We start from the raw sequence: 17,468 nt of genomic DNA, 5'->3' as shown, positions 1-17,468 counted from the left end.
TCAAACGGCGGCCGGACCCGCCCGCGGGCGTCGGTTGACGGCTCCCGTCAATCGGCGCGACACCGCCCCCGGTCCGTCCCGCACCATGGCACGGTGAGCGTGACCATCGACATCACCGGACTGCCGCACGAGCGGATCTCCTTCTGCCCCTCGCCCCTGGCCGAGCTGGGCGCCGCCCTGCACGCCCTGGCGGAGCCCGCGCACCACGCCCGGCTGCACGCCTGGACCGCCACCACGGCCGCCGGGCTGGAACCGGAGCTCGCGGACCGGCTGCACGAGGCGGACTTCATGTGGCGCTCCACCCGGTCCGACGTCCTGCTGCCCGCCCGCCCCCGCGAGACCCTCGCCGAGGAGCTGGACGACCTCGACCGGATGGACGACGAGAAGTACGTGGGCGCGGCCCTGGAGATCTCCTGCGCCGGCCACTACACGCACGGCGCCCCCTCGCCGCTCGTCGACGACCGGATGCGCCGCCGCTCCCTCGACCTGGCCGCCGCGCGCGGCCCGCGCCAGGCCGCCTTCGTGGAGCGGATGCTCGCGGACCCGCCCGGCACGCGCGCGTGGGTCCGGCGGCTCCTGGAGGACTGCGACGAGGCCTTCTTCGCCGACACCTGGCGCCGCGTCCGGATCCAGCTCGCCGCCGACGCCCGTCACAAGACCGAGCTGATGCGCCGCAAGGGCCTGGCCGAGGCCGTCGCCGACGCCTCCTCCTCGATGGCCCTGGAGGAGGACGAGCGGGGATCCCGGATCGTCGTCGACAAGCTGGTCCAGGGCCGCACCGCCGCCGGGGGCACGGGCGTGACGTTTCTGCCGACCGCCTTCGGCTGGCCGCACCTCTTCGCGCTGCACGCGCCCGGCTGGCAGCCGGTGATCCAGTACCCCGTGCCCGCCCGCGACCTCGGCGGCGGCGCCCCCGTGGCGGCGGTCAAGCTGCGCCTGGAGGCCATCGCCCACCCGATGCGGATGCGGCTCTGCCGCAGCCTCGCCCGGGGCGCGTACACGACGAGCGAGCTGGCCGACGCGTACGGCATCACCCCGCCCGAGGTCTCCCGCCACCTCGCGGTCATGAAGAAGGCCGGTCTGGTCACCACCCAGCGGCGCGGCCGGTACGTCCTGCACCAGCTCGACGTGGCCGTCACCGCCCGGCTCGGCAGCGACTTCCTGGAGTCCGTCCTGCGCTAGGGGGTGCCTTGTCGATCATGCCGGGCCCGCGGCGCCCGGCATGATCGACAAGACACCCCCTGGGAGGCACCGCTCCGGAAGGCACGGCGTTACACCGCCCCGCCGCCGCCCGCCCTGACCAGGCCCGACTCGTACGCCAGGACCACGACCTGGACCCGGTCGCGCAGGCCCAGCTTGGTCAGGATGCGGCCCACGTGGGTCTTCACCGTCGCCTCGGAGAGGACGAGCCGGGCGGCGATCTCGCCGTTCGACAGGCCCTGCGCGACCAGCAGCATCACCTCCCGCTCCCGGTCGGTCAGGCGCCCCAGCTCCTTGTGCTCGGGCTCGCGGCCCGTGGAGGGCAGCATCGGCGAGAAGCGGTCGAGGAGGCGGCGGGTGGTCGAGGGCGCCACCACGGCGTCCCCGCTGTGCACCGAGCGGATCGCGCCGAGCAGCTCCGCCGGCGGCACGTCCTTCAGCATGAAGCCGCTCGCCCCCGCCTTCAGGCCGGAGAACGCGTACTCGTCGAGGTCGAAGGTGGTCAGGATCAGCACCTTCGGCGGGTCGGTCTGCGCGCAGATCCGCCGGGTCGCCTCCACCCCGTCGAGGCGCGGCATGCGCACGTCCATCAGGACGACGTCGACCGCCGTGGACCGCAGCACCTCCAGGGCCTCGGCGCCGTCGCCCGCCTCCGCCACGACCTCCATGTCGGGCTGGGCGGCGAGCACCATGCGGAAACCGGTGCGCAGCAGCACCTGGTCGTCGACGAGCATCACGCGAATGGACATGGGAGCGGTTCCTTAGGGGTCGTCAGTGGGCGGGCTTGAGGGGGAGCAGGGCGCTGATCCGGAAGCCTCCGCCCGGACGCGGGCCCGCGTCCAGGGTGCCGCCGACCATGCCGACCCGCTCCCGCATGCCGATCAGGCCGTGCCCCCGCCCGTCGGCGCCCCCGTCCTCGTACATCTCCTGCGGCGCCCCCCGGCCGTCGTCCTCGACGAGCAGCCCGAGGCCGTCGTCGAAGTAGACCAGGCGGACGCTGGCGCCCACGTCGGGGCCGCCGTGCTTGCGGGTGTTGGTGAGGGCCTCCTGCACGATCCGGTACGCGGTGAGCTCGACGCCGCTGGGCAGCGGGCGGGGGCTCCCCTCGATCGCGAAGTCGACGGTGAGGCCGGCGCCCCTGACCTGCTCGACGAGGTCCTCGATCTGGCCCACGTCGGGCTGCGGCACGTACTCCCCGGCCTCCTGGTGCTCCCCGGTGCGCAGGATGCCCAGGAGCCTGCGCATCTCGGCGAGCGCCTGCCGGCCGGTGCCGGAGATGGTCTCCAGGGCCTGTTTCGCGGTCTCCGGCGAGGAGTCCATGACGTAGGCGGCGCCGTCGGCCTGGACCACCATCACCGACACGTTGTGCGCGACGACATCGTGCAGCTCGCGGGCGATCCTGGCCCGCTCGGCGGCGACCGCGACCTTGGCCTGGGCCTCGCGCTCCTGTTCCAGGCGGGAGGCCCGCTCCTCCAGCTGCGCGAAGTAGGCGCGGCGGGTGCGCAGGGAGTCGCCGAGGACCCAGGCGAGGGCGAACGGCACGGTCATGATGACCGTGAAGAAGACCCGGGCGGGGGCGGAGGTGGAGGGGTCGTCCACCGGCCATCTGAGCTGGGCGAGCGTGGCGGCGCTCAGTCCGCCGGCGAGGGCGAGCCGGGACGCCCAGCGCGGTCCGTCGTGCACCGCGACCGTGTAGACGATCACGAACATGGCGAAGTCGGCCAGGAACGGTTCCAGGTCGAGGGCGAGCTGGGCCAGGCCGAGGGCGACGGTGAGCAGCAGCATCTTCTCGGGCACCCGCCGGCGCAGGGCCACGGCCAGGGAGAAGAGGGCGGCGACGACTCCGTACGCGATGGGGTGACGGACCGCCGGGTAGGTCGACCCCACCCACAGCAGGGAGAACCCGAGGAGGACGACGGCCCAGAAGGTGTCGACGCCCGTCGGGTGTCTGCGGAGGAAGTCGTAGAGGCGCTGCACGTCACCCAGCGTAGGGAAGGCGAAAGGTTCAGGGATCAACCGCGGGGGCGATCCTTGCCCCGGAGACCGTACTCCCCGAGGTGGAGACTGGGTCCCGTGACGGACGAGACGCGGCGGTGGCAGGGGTGGCGGGAGGCCACGGAGCGGGCGCTGTACGGCCCGGGGGGCTTCTATCTGCGGCCCGAGGGGCCCGCGGGGCACTTCCGCACCTCGGTGCACGCCTCCCCGCTCTTCGCGGGGGCCGTGGCCCGGCTCCTCGGCGAGGTCGCGGAGGAGCTGGGGACGGACGGGGTCGACCTCGTGGACGTGGGCGCGGGGCGCGGGGAGCTGCTCGCGGGGGTGCTCAGGGCGACCGCCGGGAGCGGTCTGTCGGTGCGGGCGTACGCGGTGGAGCGCGCCGGGCGCCCGGACGGGCTCGACCCCCGGGTGGAGTGGACGGACCGGCCGCCGCGCGGGGCGCGGGGGCTGCTCTTCGCGAACGAGTGGCTGGACAACGTGCCGGTGGACGTGGCCGAGGCGGACGCGACGGGCACGGCCCGGTACGTGGAGGTGCGCGCCGACGGTACGGAGCGGCTCGGCGCGCCCGTCTCCGGGGCGGACGCGGAGTGGCTGGAGCGCTGGTGGCCGCTGCGGGAGCCCGGCGCGCGGGCCGAGATCGGGCGGCCCCGCGACGAGGCCTGGGCGTCGGCGGTGTCCCGTCTGGCGGCGGGCCGGGCGGTGGCCGTGGACTACGCGCACGTACGGGGCGCCCGGCCGCCCTTCGGCTCCCTGACCGGCTTCCGGGCGGGCCGCGAGGTGCCGCCGGTCCCGGACGGCTCCTGCGACCTGACGTCCCACGTGGCGCTCGACGCGTGCGCGGCGGCCCCCTCCGGAGGGGCGGACACGGAACTGGTCACGCAGCGGGAGGCGCTGCGGCGGCTCGGGGTGACCGGGGACCGGCCGCCCCTCGCGCTCGCGTCCGCCGACCCCGCCGGGTACGTCAGGGCCCTCTCCTCGGCCGGCGAGGCGGCCGAGCTGACCGCCCGGGGCGGCCTCGGGGACTTCCTCTGGCTGACCCGGCGGGTGCCGGGACCTGCGGCCGACGACCCGGCGGACGGCTGAGGCCCGCCCGGCGGTCCGGCGGACAGCCCGCGGGAGCGGGGTCCGTACGGGAGATACTGGCCGCATGACGGAGACGACGGTCGGAATCGGCGGCGCGGCGGAGAGCACCGACATGGTGCTGAACATCGGGCCGCAGCACCCCTCGACCCACGGCGTGCTCCGGCTCCGGCTCGTCCTCGACGGCGAGGTGATCCGGTCGGCCGAGCCGGTGGTCGGCTACATGCACCGGGGGGCCGAGAAGCTCTTCGAGGCGCGGGACTACCGGCAGATCGTCATGCTGGCCAACCGCCACGACTGGCTGTCCGCCTTCTCCAGCGAGCTGGGCGTGGTGATGGCCGTCGAGCGGATGCTGGGCATGGAGGTCCCGGAGCGCGCGGTGTGGACCCGTACGCTCCTCGCCGAGCTGAACCGGGTCCTCAACCACCTCATGTTCCTCGGCTCGTACCCCCTCGAACTGGGCGGCATCACCCCGGTCTTCCACGCCTTCCGGGAGCGCGAGGAGCTCCAGGCGGTGATGGAGGAGGCGTCCGGCGGCCGGATGCACTACATGTTCAACCGGGTCGGCGGCCTCAAGGAGGACCTGCCGGCCGGGTGGGCGGGGCGGGTGCGGCAGGCGGTCGCGGACGTGCGGTCGCGGATGGACGTGTACGACCGGCTCGTCCTCGGCAACGAGATCTTCCGGGGCCGCACGCGCGGGATCGGGGTCCTGTCGCGGGAGGCGGTCCACGCGTACGGGGTGTCGGGGCCGATCGCCCGCGCCTCGGGCGTGGACTTCGACCTGCGCCGCGACGAGCCGTACCTCGCGTACGGGGAGCTGGCGGACGTCCTGCGGGTGGCGGTGCGGGAGGAGGGCGACTGCCTGGCCCGGTTCGAGTGCCTGCTCGACCAGACGCACAACTCCCTGGACCTGGCGGACGCCTGCCTGGACCGGATGGAGGAGCTGCCGCCGGGGCCGGTCAACCAGCGGCTGCCGAAGGTGCTGAAGGCGCCGGAGGGCCACACGTACGCGTGGACCGAGAACCCGCTCGGCGTGAACGGCTACTACCTGGTGTCGAAGGGCGAGAAGACCCCGTACCGGCTGAAGCTGCGCTCGGCCTCGTTCAACAACATCCAGGCGCTCGCCGAGCTGCTGCCGGGGACGCTGGTCGCCGACATGGTGGCGATCCTGGGCTCGCTCTTCTTCGTCGTCGGCGACATCGACAAGTAGCCGGGGTCCTAGTCCTCGCGGCGCATCACCGCGTACGCGCGCCCCGACGCGCCCGGCGTGCGCCGGTCGTACACGCTCCAGCCCCAGCGTTCGTACCGCTTCGTCAACTCCGGTACGTCGAGGGTCATCAGAAGGCGTGGGCCCGGGGCCAGGCCGGCGAGGATCGCGTCGTGGAGGGCGCGGCCGGTGCCGAGGCCCTGGTGGGCGGGGGCGACGACGAGTTCGGCGAGTTCGAAGGCGGGCTCGCGGCCGGTCAGGGCGGTGTCGGTCCAGCCGGCCGTGAAGCCCCGCAGCTCGTCGTCGGGACCGAACGCGGCGACGGCCCGGAAGTCGGGCCGCCCGGCCGCCGAGCCGAGCAGCCGCTCCACGGTCCGCACGGCGCCGAGGGGCGGCTCGTGCCAGGGTGCGCCGCAGAAGGCCTGGGCGCACAGAGCGAGCAGTTCGTCCCGGCGGCGGGCGACCTCGCCGGCGGGGAGGTCGGCGAGGCGGTGCGTCACGAGTTCACGGCCCCGCGCAGCTCCGCCACGTCGAGCTGCTCCGTCTCGTCGTGCGCGGTCAGGTCGATGACCTGACCGACCGTCCGCGGCGGCGCGGGGGTGCCGGTGCCGGCGGCGGGTCCGGCGACCGGGGTGAGGGCGGGGGCGCCGAGCGCGGCCCCGGCGGCCAGGACCTCCTCGCCGACGACGTCGGCGAGGTCCGTGTTCTGCACGGCCTCGATGGCGTCCGCCGTCTTCTGCGTGCCGAAGAAGTCGAAGCCGCCCTCGGGGCGCGGGGCGGGCCTGCGCGAGGCGTACGGGACGATCGCGGCGGCGACCGGGACGGGGGCGGAGGCGGGAGCGGGGGCGGGCGGGAGCGCGAGGGCGGCCGGCCGGGTGTGCTGCTCGGTCCCGGTGGCCGCCGCGTGCTTCCCCTGCGGCTCCTCCGTCTCGCGGGCGCGCTCGGCGAGGTCGCGGGCGCGGGCCGCCTCGGCGGTGCGGCGGGCCTGCTGGGCGGCGGCGTTGCGCGGGAGGTCGCGCAGGGCCCGGGCGGCGCGGCGGAAGGCCTCCGGGGTGGGCGTGGAGCCGGCGGCCGGGAGGGCCTTGGCGTCGCCGCCGGCCGCGCTCTCCAGCGCGAGGACGCGGCGGCCCTCCAGGGCGCTGGCCCGCTCGGTCTCGGCGGTGGCGTAGCGGCGGAGCAGGTCGGCGTGCTCGCCGCGCAGCCCGGCGAGCTCCACGCGCTTGGCGCGGAGCTTGGCGTCGAGCCGGGCGCGCAGGGCGCGGGACTCGTCGAGGTCGGACTCCAGTTCGGCGACCCGCTCCTCGGCCTTCCACTGGTCGGCGGCGCGCGCCCGCTCGGTCTCGGCGACGCGCAGTCCGGCGCTCCGGTCCCAACTGCGCATGAGGACGGCGCCGGTGACGGCCGCGGCCGCCGCGGCGGCGGTCAGGAGCCGCACGACCACCAGGTCTCCGGGCAGCCAGGCGGCCGCGGCGCACACGACCGCGGCGCCGGCGACCGCGGAGGGCGGCAGCAGCTTGTGCAGAGGCGGGGAATGGCGGTGGCGTCCACGTGGCATGGCCTGAAATTTACCGTGCGTAGGCGTCGTGTGGGGGGTCGGCCCGGCAATCTCTTGGCCACTTCTCGCCACCGGAAGTGGATAACGGCCCTTCCGGTTCCGTTTCGGGCCGACTCCCCCCGCCCCGCGCCTACTTCTTGAGCAGCCCCTTCGCCGTCAGATACTCCTTGGCGACGTCCTCCGGCTTCGCCCGCTCGGCATCCACCTTGCGGTTGAGTTCGGCGAGATCCGCTGTGGTCAGCACCTTGGTGATCTTGTCGAGGGCGGCGGCTATCTCGGGAGAACCGGCGTCCTCGGCGTTGACCACGGGCAGCACGTTGTCGGCGTTCTGGAGCTTCTTGTCGTCGGCGAGGAAGACGAGTCCGTAGTTCTCGATCGTGGCGTCCGTGGTGGTCGTCAGGACCAGCTGGTCCACCCCGTCCTTGACGGCCTGCTTGGCCTGCGGGGTGCCGACGCCCTTGGGGTCGATCCCGGCCACGTCGATCCCGTACGTCTTCTTCAGACCGGGGGCGCAGAAGGGGCGCACCGCGCATTCGTCACCGGCGGCGATCTTCACCTTGATCTTGGCGGCGCCGAGGTCGGAAAGCGTCTGCAGCTTGTTCTTCTCGGCGAATTCCCTCGACACCGCGAAGGCGTTCTGGTCGACCGCCTCTCCGACCGCGAGGACCTTCAGGCCGCGCGGTTCGGCGAGCTTCCGCAGCGCCTCGACCGTGGCCTTCGCGTCGCCCGAGGCGACCGGCTTCTCCTCGGGCGCCTTCGGGCCGTTCGCCTTCGCGTTGAGGAATTCCGCGATCGTCGCCGCGTATTCCGGGACGACGTCGATCTCGCCGTTCTCCAGGGAGGGCTCGTACAGCTCGCGGTTCTTCACGGTGGTGATCGAGACGGAGTATCCGGCGTCCCGCAGCGACTGGGAGTACAGCTCCGCGAGGACCTTGGCCTCGGTGAAGGCGGCCGCGCCGACCACGAGCGAGCCCTTGGACCCGCCGCCGGAGCTCCCCGCACCGTCGGAGCCCTTGTCCTTTCCGTCCTCCAGGCTGTCACCGCCGCACGCCGCGAGGGCGGCCGTCAGCGCCGCCGTACCCAGCAGCGCGCCCGCGATACGCGAGACCCTGTTCACGAGATCACCCATCCAGTCGGCTTCATCGAATCGTTCGGTCCTTCGGTGCGCGCGCGTGCCCCGGCCCCGACAGGAGCCGGTCCGCGCCCACGAGCGCGCCCTCCACCAGGAGGGCGAGCAGGGCCACGAGCACGGCGCCCGCCACCACCTGCCCCGTGTCGTACGTGGCGAACCCGGCCGTGATGATCCGGCCGAGGCCGCCCTGGCCGACCATCGCCGCGACCGTGGCCGTGGCGACGACCTGGACGGCGGCCGAGCGGACGCCGGTCATCACCACGGGCCGGGCGAGCGGGAGTTCCACCCGGAGGAAGACCTGCCCGCCCGTCATCCCCATGCCCCGGGCGGCCCGCACCGCGGACCGGTCCACCTCCCGCACCCCCACGTACGCGTTGGTGAGGAGCGGGGGCATCGCGAACAGCACCAGGGCCACCACGGTCGGCACGTATCCGGCGTTCCGCAGGGGCGACACCATGAACAGGGCGAGGACCGCGAAGACGGGCACCGCCCGGCCCACGTTCGACACGTTCACCGCGAGCGCGCCGCCCCGCCCCAGGTGGCCCAGCCACAGGCCGAGCGGCAGCGCGAGCGCCGAGGCGATCAGGAGCGCGAGCCCGCTCACGTACACGTGCTCGGCGAGCCGCTGCCCCACGCCGCCGTCGCCCGTCCAGTGCGCGCCGGTGGTGAGCCAGCCCCAGGCGTCCGTCACGACCCCCACCTCACCCACCTCCCGGCGCGGTCCGTATGCGGGCCCAGGGCGTCAGGAGCCGCTGGAGGCCCAGGAGCAGCAGGTCGGCGACGATCGCGAGCAGCACGCACAGCACCGAGGCGGCGAGCACCTGCGCCTTGAAGAAGCTGGGCAGGGCGTCCTCGATCAGGTTGCCGAGGCCGCCGCGCCCGACGACCGAGCCGATCGTCGTCAGCGCGATCGTGGACACCGTCGCCATCCGCACGCCGGCCATCAGGACCGGCAGCGCCAGGGGCAGTTCGACCGCCCACAGCAGCCGCAGCGAGCCGTAGCCCATGCCCCGGGCCGCCTCCCGCGTCTCGGCCGGGACCGCGGCGAGCCCCGCCAGCGTGTTCCGCACGAGGATCGTCAGGGCGTACAGCACGAGGCCGGTCACCACGAGCGCCGCCGACAGCCCGAAGAACGGCAGCAGCAGCGAGAACATCGCGAGCGACGGGACCGTGTAGAGCAGGGTCGTCAGACCGAGGACCGGGCCGGCGAACCGGGGCCTGGCCCGCACGAGGAGCGCCAGCGGCACCGCGACGACGAGCGCGATCAGCACCGAGGCGACCGTGATTCCCACATGCTGGAGCAGCGCGTCCGTCAACTCCTCGCGGCGCGTGCGGAGGTACTCCCCGCAGATCCAGTCGTTCGTGACCAGACAGTTCGGCGCGCTCATCATCCTCCCCCCGCTACCCCACCCACCCGAACGCATGTGTGGACGACCCTAACCCCCGCCACCGACAATCCCCGAGATCCGCCACAATGCGGCAACACGCCCTTCACACTCCCCCGCCGTCCAGGGGCCAGAATGGGGAACCATGATCCGGTTCGAGCACGTGACCAAGCGGTACGACGACGGCACCACCGCCGTGGACGACCTCTCCTTCGAGGTCGCCGAGGGCGAACTCGTCACCCTGGTCGGCCCGTCCGGCTGCGGCAAGACGACCACGATGATGATGGTGAACCGGCTCGTCGAGCCGACCTCCGGCCGCGTCCTCGTCGACGGACAGGACATCGCGGGCGTCGACCCGGTCGCCCTGCGCCGCAAGATCGGCTACGTCATCCAGCAGGTCGGGCTCTTCCCCCACCGCACCGTCCTCGACAACACCGCGACCGTCCCCGCCCTCCTCGGCTGGAAGAAATCCGCCGCACGCGCGCGTGCCGCCGAACTCCTCGACCTCGTCGGCCTCGACCCGGCCACCTACGGCTCCCGCTACCCCGCCCAGCTCTCCGGCGGCCAGCGCCAGCGCGTCGGCGTCGCCCGCGCCCTCGCCGCCGACCCGCCCGTCCTCCTCATGGACGAGCCCTTCGGCGCCGTCGACCCCGTCGTCCGCGAACGCCTCCAGAACGAGTTCCTCGCCCTCCAGGCCACCGTCCGCAAGACCGTCCTCCTCGTCACCCACGACATCGAGGAGGCCGTCCGCATGGGCGACCGTATGGCCGTCTACGGACAGGGCCGCATCGAACAGTTCGACACCCCCGCCACCGTCCTCGGCTCCCCCGCCACCCCGTACGTCGCCGACTTCGTCGGCAGCGACCGCGGCCTCAAGCGCCTCGCCGTCACCCCCGTCGGCGAGGCCGACCTCGACCCCGTGCCGGCCGGCGGCCCCGGGGACGGCGACCCCGCCCCCGTACCCCTGGGCACCTCCCTCAAGGAGGCGCTCGCCGTCCTCCTCCAGCACGACACCGGCCGCCTCACCGTCACCGACGCCGACGGCACCCCCCTCGGCGTCCTCACCCCGGCCGGCGTCCACCGCGCCCTGCGCCGGGCCTCGGCCGCGTAACCGACCCCCCGGCGACCCGCGGGAGGCTCAGCCCGCGCTGAGCTTCCCGCTCATCCACACCAGACCCGGCGGAATCTCCCGGTTCCACGTGTTGAAGTTGTGGCCGCCGCTCTCCAGGACGATCGACGAGACGCCCGCCGGGCTCTTCACCTTCCGGATGAACTCCCGCGTCCCCCTCAGGTTCCCCTCGCCCCTCTTCGACGTCGTCACCAGGAACGACGACCGCCCCTGCGGCAGGTGGTCCAGGCTCCACAGCAGGTCCGCCCGCTTGCGCAGCCGGTCGTCCCCCCGGAAGAGGTCACCGGTCGTCACGTCCTCCGCCGCCCTGTAGTACGCCGAGAAGCCCGCCCCCGCCGCGAACCGGTCCGGATGGCGCAGCGCGATCTTCAGCGCGCAGTAGCCCCCCGTCGAATTCCCCATGAAGCCCCAGTTCCGCGGCTCCGTCCCCACCCGGTACGCCTCCGAGACCGCCTTCGGCAGGTCCTGGGCGAAGAAGGTCTCCGTCTGCGGACCCCCCGGGACGTCCACGCACTCCGTGTCCCTGGGCGGCGCCACCGTCGGACGCAGCATCACCAGGATCATCGGCTGCATCCGCCCTTCCTTCGCCTGGAGGTACGCCGTCTTCGGATACTTCAAACCCTTGATCAGGTTCTCCGCCGTCCCCGGATACCCCGTGAGCACCACCGCGGCCGGGAACGTCCGCCGCGCGTACCGCTCCTGGAAGTACTCCGGCGGCAGGTACACGTAGGCCGGCGAGACGATCTTCGACCGCTCCCCCGCCACCACCACCTCCTGGATCTGCCCGCCCACCTCCCGGCGCCCGCCGCCCGGCACGTCGAGCGCCCGCGTCCCCAGCACCCGCACGCCCTTCGAACCGGCCGCGTGGTCGACGACCACGCCCATGTCCTGCTCCTGCCCGAACAGATCGGCCCACGAGCCGTAGAACAGGAACGACCGGTTCGCCGCGAGCCCCACCGCCGCGAACAGCGTCACCTGGGTCACGAGCAGCAGCCCCACCCGGCCCGCGACCGACCTCCACCCACCGCGCGCGAGCCGCGGCCACAGCAGGACCGTGGCCAGGAACAGCGCCACGGCCGTCACGACCGCCAGCACGAGGACTTTGGTACTGGTGAGACCCATGGGACGACCGAGCCCTCTTTCCGAGAATTTCCCGTGCACCGATGAACCCGGCTCCGCACGCCGCCGTCCTAGAAGGCGCACCAGCCGGAACGGCCCGCCGAACGCGCCGCAGGGCCCGACCGGAGTCAAAGACCCTGCGCAGGACCACGGGAAGTACGGGAAGCCATGTCTGTCACGGTAGATGGGGACAAAAGAGGATTGGTTCCGGTTCGGGTACGCCGGATTCTCCACGGCCCCCGCCCCGAGAAGGTCCCCTCGCTCGTCGGCACGGCCTGCACCCTCATCGGCCTCCTCGACATCGCCGCCGGGGTCTTCCCCCGCTTCCGCGCCAGCCGCGTCCACGCCGTCGCCGAAGTCCTCCCCGGCACCCTCGGCCCCCTCTCCGCCGCCCTCTCCCTGAGCGCCGGCGTCCTCCTCCTGCTCCTCGCCCACGGCCTCAAGCGCCACAAGCGCCGCGCCTGGCGGGCCGCCGTCGTCCTCCTCCCCCTCGGCGCCACCGCCCAGTTCGTCTGGCGCCACTCGATCCTCGGCGCCCTCCTCTCCCTCACCCTCCTCGCCCTCCTCCTCCGCCACCGCCGCGAATTCGCCGCCCTCCCCGACCCCCGCAGCCGCTGGCGCGCCCTCGCCAACTTCGTCGTCATGGGCGCCGGATCCCTCGCCCTCGGCCTCGTCATCGTCAGCGCCCACCCGCGCCGCACCCTCGGCAGCCCCAGCCTCGCCGACCGCCTCGAACACGTCCTCTACGGACTCTTCGGCGTCGAAGGCCCCGTCGCCTACACCCACGACGTCGACTGGACCGTCGGCTACTCCCTCGGCGCCCTCGGCATGCTCACCGCCCTCACCACCATCTACCTGGCCTTCCGCCCCGAACACCCCGCCGCCCGCCTCACCGACGACGACGAGACCCGCCTGCGCGCCCTCCTCGACCAGCACGGCGGCCGCGACTCCCTCGGCCACTTCGCCCTCCGCCGCGACAAGGGCGTCCTCTTCTCCCCCAGCGGCAAGGCCGCCGTCTGCTACCGCGTCGTCTCCGGCGTCATGCTCGCCAGCGGCGACCCCATCGGCGACGTCGAAGCCTGGCCCGGCGCCATCGAACGCTTCATGGACGAAGCCAAGATCCACTCCTGGACCCCCGCCGTCATGGGCTGCTCCGAGACCGGCGGCCAGGTCTGGACCCGCGAAACCGGCCTCGACGCCCTCGAACTCGGCGACGAGGCGATCGTCGACGTCGCCGACTTCTCCCTCTCCGGCCGCGCCATGCGCAACGTCCGCCAGATGGTCAAACGCATCGAACGCAACGGCTACACCACCCGGGTCCGCCGCGTCCGCGACCTCGACGACACCGAACTCGCACACATCCGCCGCGCCGCCGCCGACTGGCGCGGCACCGACACCGAACGCGGCTTCTCCATGGCACTCGGCCGCATCGGCACCCCCGGCGACGGAGACGCCGTGATAGCGACCGCCCACAAACACGGCGACGACGACCCCGACTCCCCCTACGGCGACCTCAAGGCGATCATCCACTTCGTCCCCTGGGGCCGCGACGGCATGTCCCTCGAACTCATGCGCCGCGACCGCTCCGCCGACCCCGGCATGAACGAGCTCCTCATCGTCGCCTCCCTCCAGGCCTCCCCCGCCCTCGGCATCGCACGCGTCTCCCTCAACTTCGCCATGTTCCGCGCCGCCCTCGCCCGCGGCGAGAAGATCGGCGCCGGCCCCGTCCTCCGCCTCTGGCGCGGACTCCTCGTCTTCCTCTCCCGCTGGTTCCAGATCGAGTCCCTCTACAAGTTCAACGCCAAGTTCCGGCCCCGCTGGGAACCCCGCTTCGTCGTCTACCGCACCAGCCGCGACCTCCCCCGCATCGGCCTCGCCGCCATGCAGGCCGAAGGCTTCGTGAACCTCTCCCTCCCCCGCCCCCTCACCCGCCGCCGCCCCGCCCCGGCCCCCCGCCCCTGCGCCCACCTCACCCCCGCCGCCCCCGCCGAACACGAGGCCCGCGCCGCCTGACCCCGCCCCGAGCCCTACGCTGGTCCCATGAGTACGACGATCGGCCGGGGCACGGCCCGGGGCCTGCCGGAGTGGGACCGCTGCGCGGTCATGGGCGTGGTCAACGTGACCCCCGACTCCTTCTCCGACGGCGGCCGCTGGTTCGACACCACGGCCGCCGTCAAACACGGCCTCCACCTCGTCGCCGAAGGCGCCGACCTCGTCGACGTCGGCGGCGAGTCCACCCGCCCCGGAGCCACCCGCGTCGACGAGGAGGAAGAACTCCGCCGCGTCGTCCCCGTCGTCCGCGGCCTCGCCGCCGAAGGCGTCACCGTCTCCGTCGACACCATGCGCGCCACCGTCGCCGCCCGCGCCGTCGACGCCGGCGCCGTCCTCGTCAACGACGTCAGCGGCGGCCTCGCCGACCCCGGCATGGTCCCCGCCGTCGCCGCCGCCGAAGTCCCCTTCGTCGTCATGCACTGGCGCGGCTTCAGCGACACCATGAACAGCCTCGCCGTCTACGACGACGTCGTCACCGAAGTCCTCACCGAACTCCGCACCCGCCTGGAGGCCGTCGTCGACGGCGGCGTCGACCCCGACCGCATCGTCATCGACCCCGGCCTCGGCTTCGCCAAACTCGCCCCCCACGACCTCGCCCTCGTCGCCCACCTCCCCGAGCTCCACGCCCTCGGCCGCCCCCTCCTCGTCGCCGCCTCCCGCAAACGCTTCCTCGGCCACGTCCTCGCCCACGAGGGCGCCGCCCCGCCCCCCGCCCGCGAACGCGACGCCGCCACCGCAGCCGTCTCCGCCCTCGCCGCCCACGCGGGCGCGTGGGCCGTCCGCGTCCACGAGATCCGCGCCACCGCCGACGCCGTCCGGGTCGCCCGCGCGGTCGAAGGAGCCAGGTGACCCCCGCCACCGACGAAGCGGCCGTCGAAGCCGCCAACACCGCCTTCTACGAAGCCATGGAGACCGGCGACTTCGACACCGTCTCCGGCCTCTGGCTCGACGACGACGCCACCCCCGTCACCTGCGTCCACCCCGGCTGGCCCGTCCTCACCGGCCGCAGCGAGGTCCTCCGCTCGTACGCCCTGATCATGGCGAACACCGAGTACATCCAGTTCTTCCTCACCGACCTCCACGTCTCCCTCGCCGGCGACACCGCCCTCGTCACCTGCACCGAGAACATCCTCAGCGGCGGCCCCGCCGAGGACGGCGACGAACTCGGACCCCTCGTCGGACAGCTCGTCGTCGCCACCAACGCCTTCCGCCGCACCCCCGACGGCTGGCGGCTCTGGTCCCACCACGCCTCCCCCGTCCTCGCCGGGACCGACGACCCCGACCCCGCCGAACCCACCCTGGACGACGCCCCGGGCGACCCCGAACCGCCCCTCTGACCTGCACTTCCACCCACCCCCCGCCCCCCGCGGGCACGCCCTGTCGGTCCTCGCGGGTAGATTCGACGACGGACACCCGGCCGTCCGCACCCGGCTGCGTGGCCACCCGAACTACGACAGCAGGAGTGATTCGCGTGGATCGTGTCGCGCTGCGCGGCCTCAAGGCCCGGGGCCACCACGGCGTCTTCCCCAAGGAGCGCGAAGAGGGACAGACCTTCATCGTGGACCTGACCCTCGGCCTGGACACCCGCCCCGCCGCCGCCGGGGACGACCTCACGAAGACCGTCCACTACGGGATCGTCGCCGAAGAAGTCGTCGACGTCGTCCAGGGCGAACCCGTCGACCTCATCGAGACCCTCGCCGAACGCATCGCCCAGAAGTGCCTGGGCCACGCCGGGGTACAGGAGGTGGAGGTCGTCGTCCACAAGCCGGACGCGCCCATCACCGTGCCCTTCGACGACGTCACCGTCACGATCACCCGGAGCCGACGATGAAAGCGACGCACAGCGACCCGACCGTCCAGCCCGTACCCGCCTCCGTCGTCGAGACCGTCGACGCGGCCGACACCACCCTCTCCAACCCCCGCTGGGCCGTCCTCGCCCTCGGTGCCAACCTCGGCAACCGCCTGGAGACCCTCCAGGGCGCCGTCGACGCCCTCGCCGACACCCCCGGCCTCCGCGTCAAGGCCGTCTCCCCCGTCTACGAGACCGAACCCTGGGGCGTCGACCCCGGCAGCCAGCCCTCGTACTTCAACGCCGTCGCCCTCGTGAAGACGACCCTGCCGCCCTCCTCCCTCCTGGAGCGCGCCCACGCCGTCGAGGAGGCCTTCCACCGCGTCCGCGAGGAGCGCTGGGGCCCCCGCACCATCGACGTCGACATCGTCGCGTACGCGGACGTGGTCTCCGACGACCCCGTCCTCACCCTGCCCCACCCCCGCGCCCACCAGCGCGCCTTCGTCCTCGCCCCCTGGCACGACGTGGACCCCGAGGCCCAGCTCCCCGGCCACGGTCCGGTCGCCGACCTCCTCGCCGCCGCCGGCGACGAGGGCGTCACCCTCCGTACCGACCTGGAACTCCGTCTGCCCGAATAGTCGTTAGGCTCGTGGCAGACCGCCCACGACCACACGAAGGACACCCGGTGAAACAACTGCGGCTGAAGGTGCTCGCCGGACTGTTCCTGGCGGCCGGCGTCCTCTCCTGGGGCGGCGCCCGCCTCTGGGACGCGGTCGGCTCCCTCCCGAGCGTGCCGGTCGCCGCGCCCGTCGTCCTCGCCGTGATCGCCGTCGTCCTCACCGCGACCGCCCTCTCGATCCGCACCCGCCTCAGGGCCCAGCGGGAGCGCCGCCCCGGCGCCAAGGGCGTCGAACCCCTGATGGCGGCCCGCGCGGTGGTCTTCGGCCAGGCCAGCGCCCTGGTCGCCGCCCTCGTCGCCGGCATGTACGGCGGCACGGGCGTCTTCCTCCTCGGCTTCCTCGACGTCCCGGCCCGCCGCGACCAGGCCCTCTACGCGGCCTTCGCGGTCCTGGCGGGCCTGGCCGTCATCGCCGCCGCCTTCTTCCTGGAACGCGTCTGCAAGCTCCCCGAGGACGACGAGAACGGGCCGTCGACCGCACAGTGACGGAGCCCCCGCCCCTCAGACCCTGAGCTCGGGCGGAAAGCCGGTCCACCGCAGCTCGGCGGGCAGGTGCCCGGTGTCGTTGAAGACCAGGACGGACGGGGGCCGACCGGGCGCGTACCGGATAACGGTCAACGCGGCATTGGCCTGATTGATCCCCATCCACCGCCACCGGGGAGCGTCCAGGGCGGCCCGGACCAGCCAGCCGATCAGGAAGGCGTGGGTCACCACGAGCTCATGACGCGGCTCCTCCCCGTCCACGGGCCCCGTGAACAGCTCAAGGGCCTCCCGCGCCAGACCGGGCCCCTGCTCACGCTCCTCCGCCGGAAACCGCGCCAGCCGGTCGAGCGTGGCGTCGGCCGACTCCTCCGGCAGCTCCTCGCGCGACGGCACGTACGGGATGTAGTCCCCGGCCGGCGCGGAACACCGCAGGGGCACCCCGCCGAGCCGCTCCCCGACCACCCGCGCCGTCTCCTCGGCCCGCGCGAGCGGCCCGTGATGCACCACCGAGAGCGGAACCCCCCGCAACCGCTCCCCGAGCAGCACGGCCTGCCGCCGCCCGTCCTCCGACAGCCCGCTCTCGTCCGCCGTCGCCTCCCCGTGCCGCGCGAGGTACAGATGACGAGCGGCTTGCACCGACATGGACGGGACCTCCACCAGACG

Annotated in this window: 19 protein-coding genes; 10 read left to right on the top strand and 9 right to left on the bottom strand. The window is 73.6% G+C overall.

Annotated features, from left to right (window positions below; translation table 11 throughout):
* Window positions 1-93: 93 nt before the first annotated feature.
* A complete protein-coding gene (locus ACIP5O_RS03395; protein WP_401287985.1) occupies window positions 94-1,182 on the top strand; it encodes a DUF5937 family protein in 1,089 nt (362 codons plus the stop codon).
* A gap of 89 nt (window positions 1,183-1,271) precedes the next feature.
* Here the strand turns inward: ACIP5O_RS03395 and ACIP5O_RS03390 are convergent, their stop codons facing one another.
* Window positions 1,272-1,949 carry a response regulator gene (locus ACIP5O_RS03390; RefSeq protein WP_401287983.1) on the bottom strand — a complete coding sequence of 226 codons (678 nt, stop codon included), beginning with the start codon at window positions 1,947-1,949 and terminating at the stop codon, window positions 1,272-1,274.
* A 22-nt stretch (window positions 1,950-1,971) separates the two neighbouring features.
* Complete coding sequence (locus ACIP5O_RS03385; protein WP_401287980.1) at window positions 1,972-3,177, bottom strand: sensor histidine kinase; 1,206 nt, start codon at window positions 3,175-3,177, stop codon at window positions 1,972-1,974.
* A gap of 96 nt (window positions 3,178-3,273) precedes the next feature.
* Between ACIP5O_RS03385 and ACIP5O_RS03380 the strand changes: the two genes are divergently transcribed.
* Together ACIP5O_RS03380 and ACIP5O_RS03375 are read left to right on the top strand one after the other, a co-directional pair.
* Window positions 3,274-4,278, top strand: coding sequence for an SAM-dependent methyltransferase (locus tag ACIP5O_RS03380; RefSeq protein ID WP_401287977.1), 1,005 nt, complete (start codon window positions 3,274-3,276; stop codon window positions 4,276-4,278).
* A gap of 64 nt (window positions 4,279-4,342) precedes the next feature.
* Entirely contained in the window at window positions 4,343-5,485 is a 1,143-nt protein-coding gene (locus tag ACIP5O_RS03375) for an NADH-quinone oxidoreductase subunit D (RefSeq protein ID WP_356539060.1), read from the top strand.
* A gap of 8 nt (window positions 5,486-5,493) precedes the next feature.
* Here ACIP5O_RS03375 and ACIP5O_RS03370 read toward each other — a convergent pair whose 3' ends face one another.
* From ACIP5O_RS03370 to ACIP5O_RS03350, 5 genes are all read right to left on the bottom strand, one after another.
* Window positions 5,494-5,982, bottom strand: a complete 489-nt coding sequence (locus tag ACIP5O_RS03370) for a GNAT family N-acetyltransferase (protein ID WP_401287973.1) — start codon at window positions 5,980-5,982, stop codon at window positions 5,494-5,496.
* Window positions 5,979-7,037, bottom strand: a complete 1,059-nt coding sequence (locus ACIP5O_RS03365; protein ID WP_401287971.1) for a hypothetical protein — start codon at window positions 7,035-7,037, stop codon at window positions 5,979-5,981. Before ACIP5O_RS03365 ends, ACIP5O_RS03370 begins: the two co-directional genes overlap by 4 nt.
* Before the next feature lie 130 nt (window positions 7,038-7,167).
* Window positions 7,168-8,166 carry an ABC transporter substrate-binding protein gene (locus tag ACIP5O_RS03360; protein WP_401287969.1) on the bottom strand — a complete coding sequence of 333 codons (999 nt, stop codon included), beginning with the start codon at window positions 8,164-8,166 and terminating at the stop codon, window positions 7,168-7,170.
* Window positions 8,167-8,176: 10 nt separating this feature from the next.
* Complete coding sequence (locus ACIP5O_RS03355; protein WP_356539065.1) at window positions 8,177-8,869, bottom strand: ABC transporter permease; 693 nt, start codon at window positions 8,867-8,869, stop codon at window positions 8,177-8,179.
* A 1-nt stretch (window position 8,870) separates the two neighbouring features.
* Window positions 8,871-9,557 (bottom strand): ABC transporter permease, encoded by a 687-nt coding sequence (locus ACIP5O_RS03350; RefSeq protein ID WP_401287966.1) that lies wholly within the window; start codon window positions 9,555-9,557, stop codon window positions 8,871-8,873.
* Between the two features lie 142 nt (window positions 9,558-9,699).
* On the opposite strand from ACIP5O_RS03350, the gene ACIP5O_RS03345 reads away from it, so the two are divergent.
* Window positions 9,700-10,665 (top strand): ATP-binding cassette domain-containing protein, encoded by a 966-nt coding sequence (locus ACIP5O_RS03345; protein ID WP_356539069.1) that lies wholly within the window; start codon window positions 9,700-9,702, stop codon window positions 10,663-10,665.
* A gap of 27 nt (window positions 10,666-10,692) precedes the next feature.
* Here ACIP5O_RS03345 and ACIP5O_RS03340 read toward each other — a convergent pair whose 3' ends face one another.
* Window positions 10,693-11,805, bottom strand: a complete 1,113-nt coding sequence (locus ACIP5O_RS03340; RefSeq protein WP_401287962.1) for an alpha/beta hydrolase — start codon at window positions 11,803-11,805, stop codon at window positions 10,693-10,695.
* A gap of 165 nt (window positions 11,806-11,970) precedes the next feature.
* On the opposite strand from ACIP5O_RS03340, the gene ACIP5O_RS03335 reads away from it, so the two are divergent.
* The 6 genes from ACIP5O_RS03335 to ACIP5O_RS03310 all read left to right on the top strand — a co-directional run bounded on the left by ACIP5O_RS03335 (window position 11,971) and on the right by ACIP5O_RS03310 (window position 16,808).
* The gene (locus ACIP5O_RS03335) at window positions 11,971-13,815 is read left to right on the top strand and encodes a phosphatidylglycerol lysyltransferase domain-containing protein (RefSeq protein ID WP_401287959.1); all 1,845 of its coding nucleotides are present in this window, start codon (window positions 11,971-11,973) and stop codon (window positions 13,813-13,815) included.
* 27 nt (window positions 13,816-13,842) lie between these two features.
* Window positions 13,843-14,703 (top strand): dihydropteroate synthase, encoded by an 861-nt coding sequence (gene folP / locus ACIP5O_RS03330; protein ID WP_356539073.1) that lies wholly within the window; start codon window positions 13,843-13,845, stop codon window positions 14,701-14,703.
* A 56-nt stretch (window positions 14,704-14,759) separates the two neighbouring features.
* A complete protein-coding gene (locus ACIP5O_RS03325; protein ID WP_401288139.1) occupies window positions 14,760-15,191 on the top strand; it encodes a nuclear transport factor 2 family protein in 432 nt (143 codons plus the stop codon).
* 134 nt (window positions 15,192-15,325) lie between these two features.
* Complete coding sequence (folB, locus tag ACIP5O_RS03320; RefSeq protein ID WP_125668569.1) at window positions 15,326-15,685, top strand: dihydroneopterin aldolase; 360 nt, start codon at window positions 15,326-15,328, stop codon at window positions 15,683-15,685.
* Entirely contained in the window at window positions 15,682-16,281 is a 600-nt protein-coding gene (gene folK / locus ACIP5O_RS03315; RefSeq protein ID WP_401287955.1) for a 2-amino-4-hydroxy-6-hydroxymethyldihydropteridine diphosphokinase, read from the top strand. The genes folB and folK overlap by 4 nt, the downstream gene beginning before the upstream one ends.
* A 47-nt stretch (window positions 16,282-16,328) precedes the next feature.
* A complete protein-coding gene (locus tag ACIP5O_RS03310; protein ID WP_401287953.1) occupies window positions 16,329-16,808 on the top strand; it encodes a DUF3180 domain-containing protein in 480 nt (159 codons plus the stop codon).
* A gap of 15 nt (window positions 16,809-16,823) precedes the next feature.
* Here the strand turns inward: ACIP5O_RS03310 and ACIP5O_RS03305 are convergent, their stop codons facing one another.
* Window positions 16,824-17,447, bottom strand: coding sequence for a histidine phosphatase family protein (locus tag ACIP5O_RS03305; RefSeq protein ID WP_401287950.1), 624 nt, complete (start codon window positions 17,445-17,447; stop codon window positions 16,824-16,826).
* Window positions 17,448-17,468 lie beyond the last annotated feature (21 nt).

The organism is Streptomyces sp. NPDC088915 (assembly GCF_044749825.1).
In the GTDB taxonomy this organism is placed as follows: Bacteria; Actinomycetota; Actinomycetes; order Streptomycetales; family Streptomycetaceae; genus Streptomyces.
The sequence above is the reverse complement of the archived record's forward strand: the minus strand, read 5'-3'. Positions and strand labels throughout refer to the sequence as shown.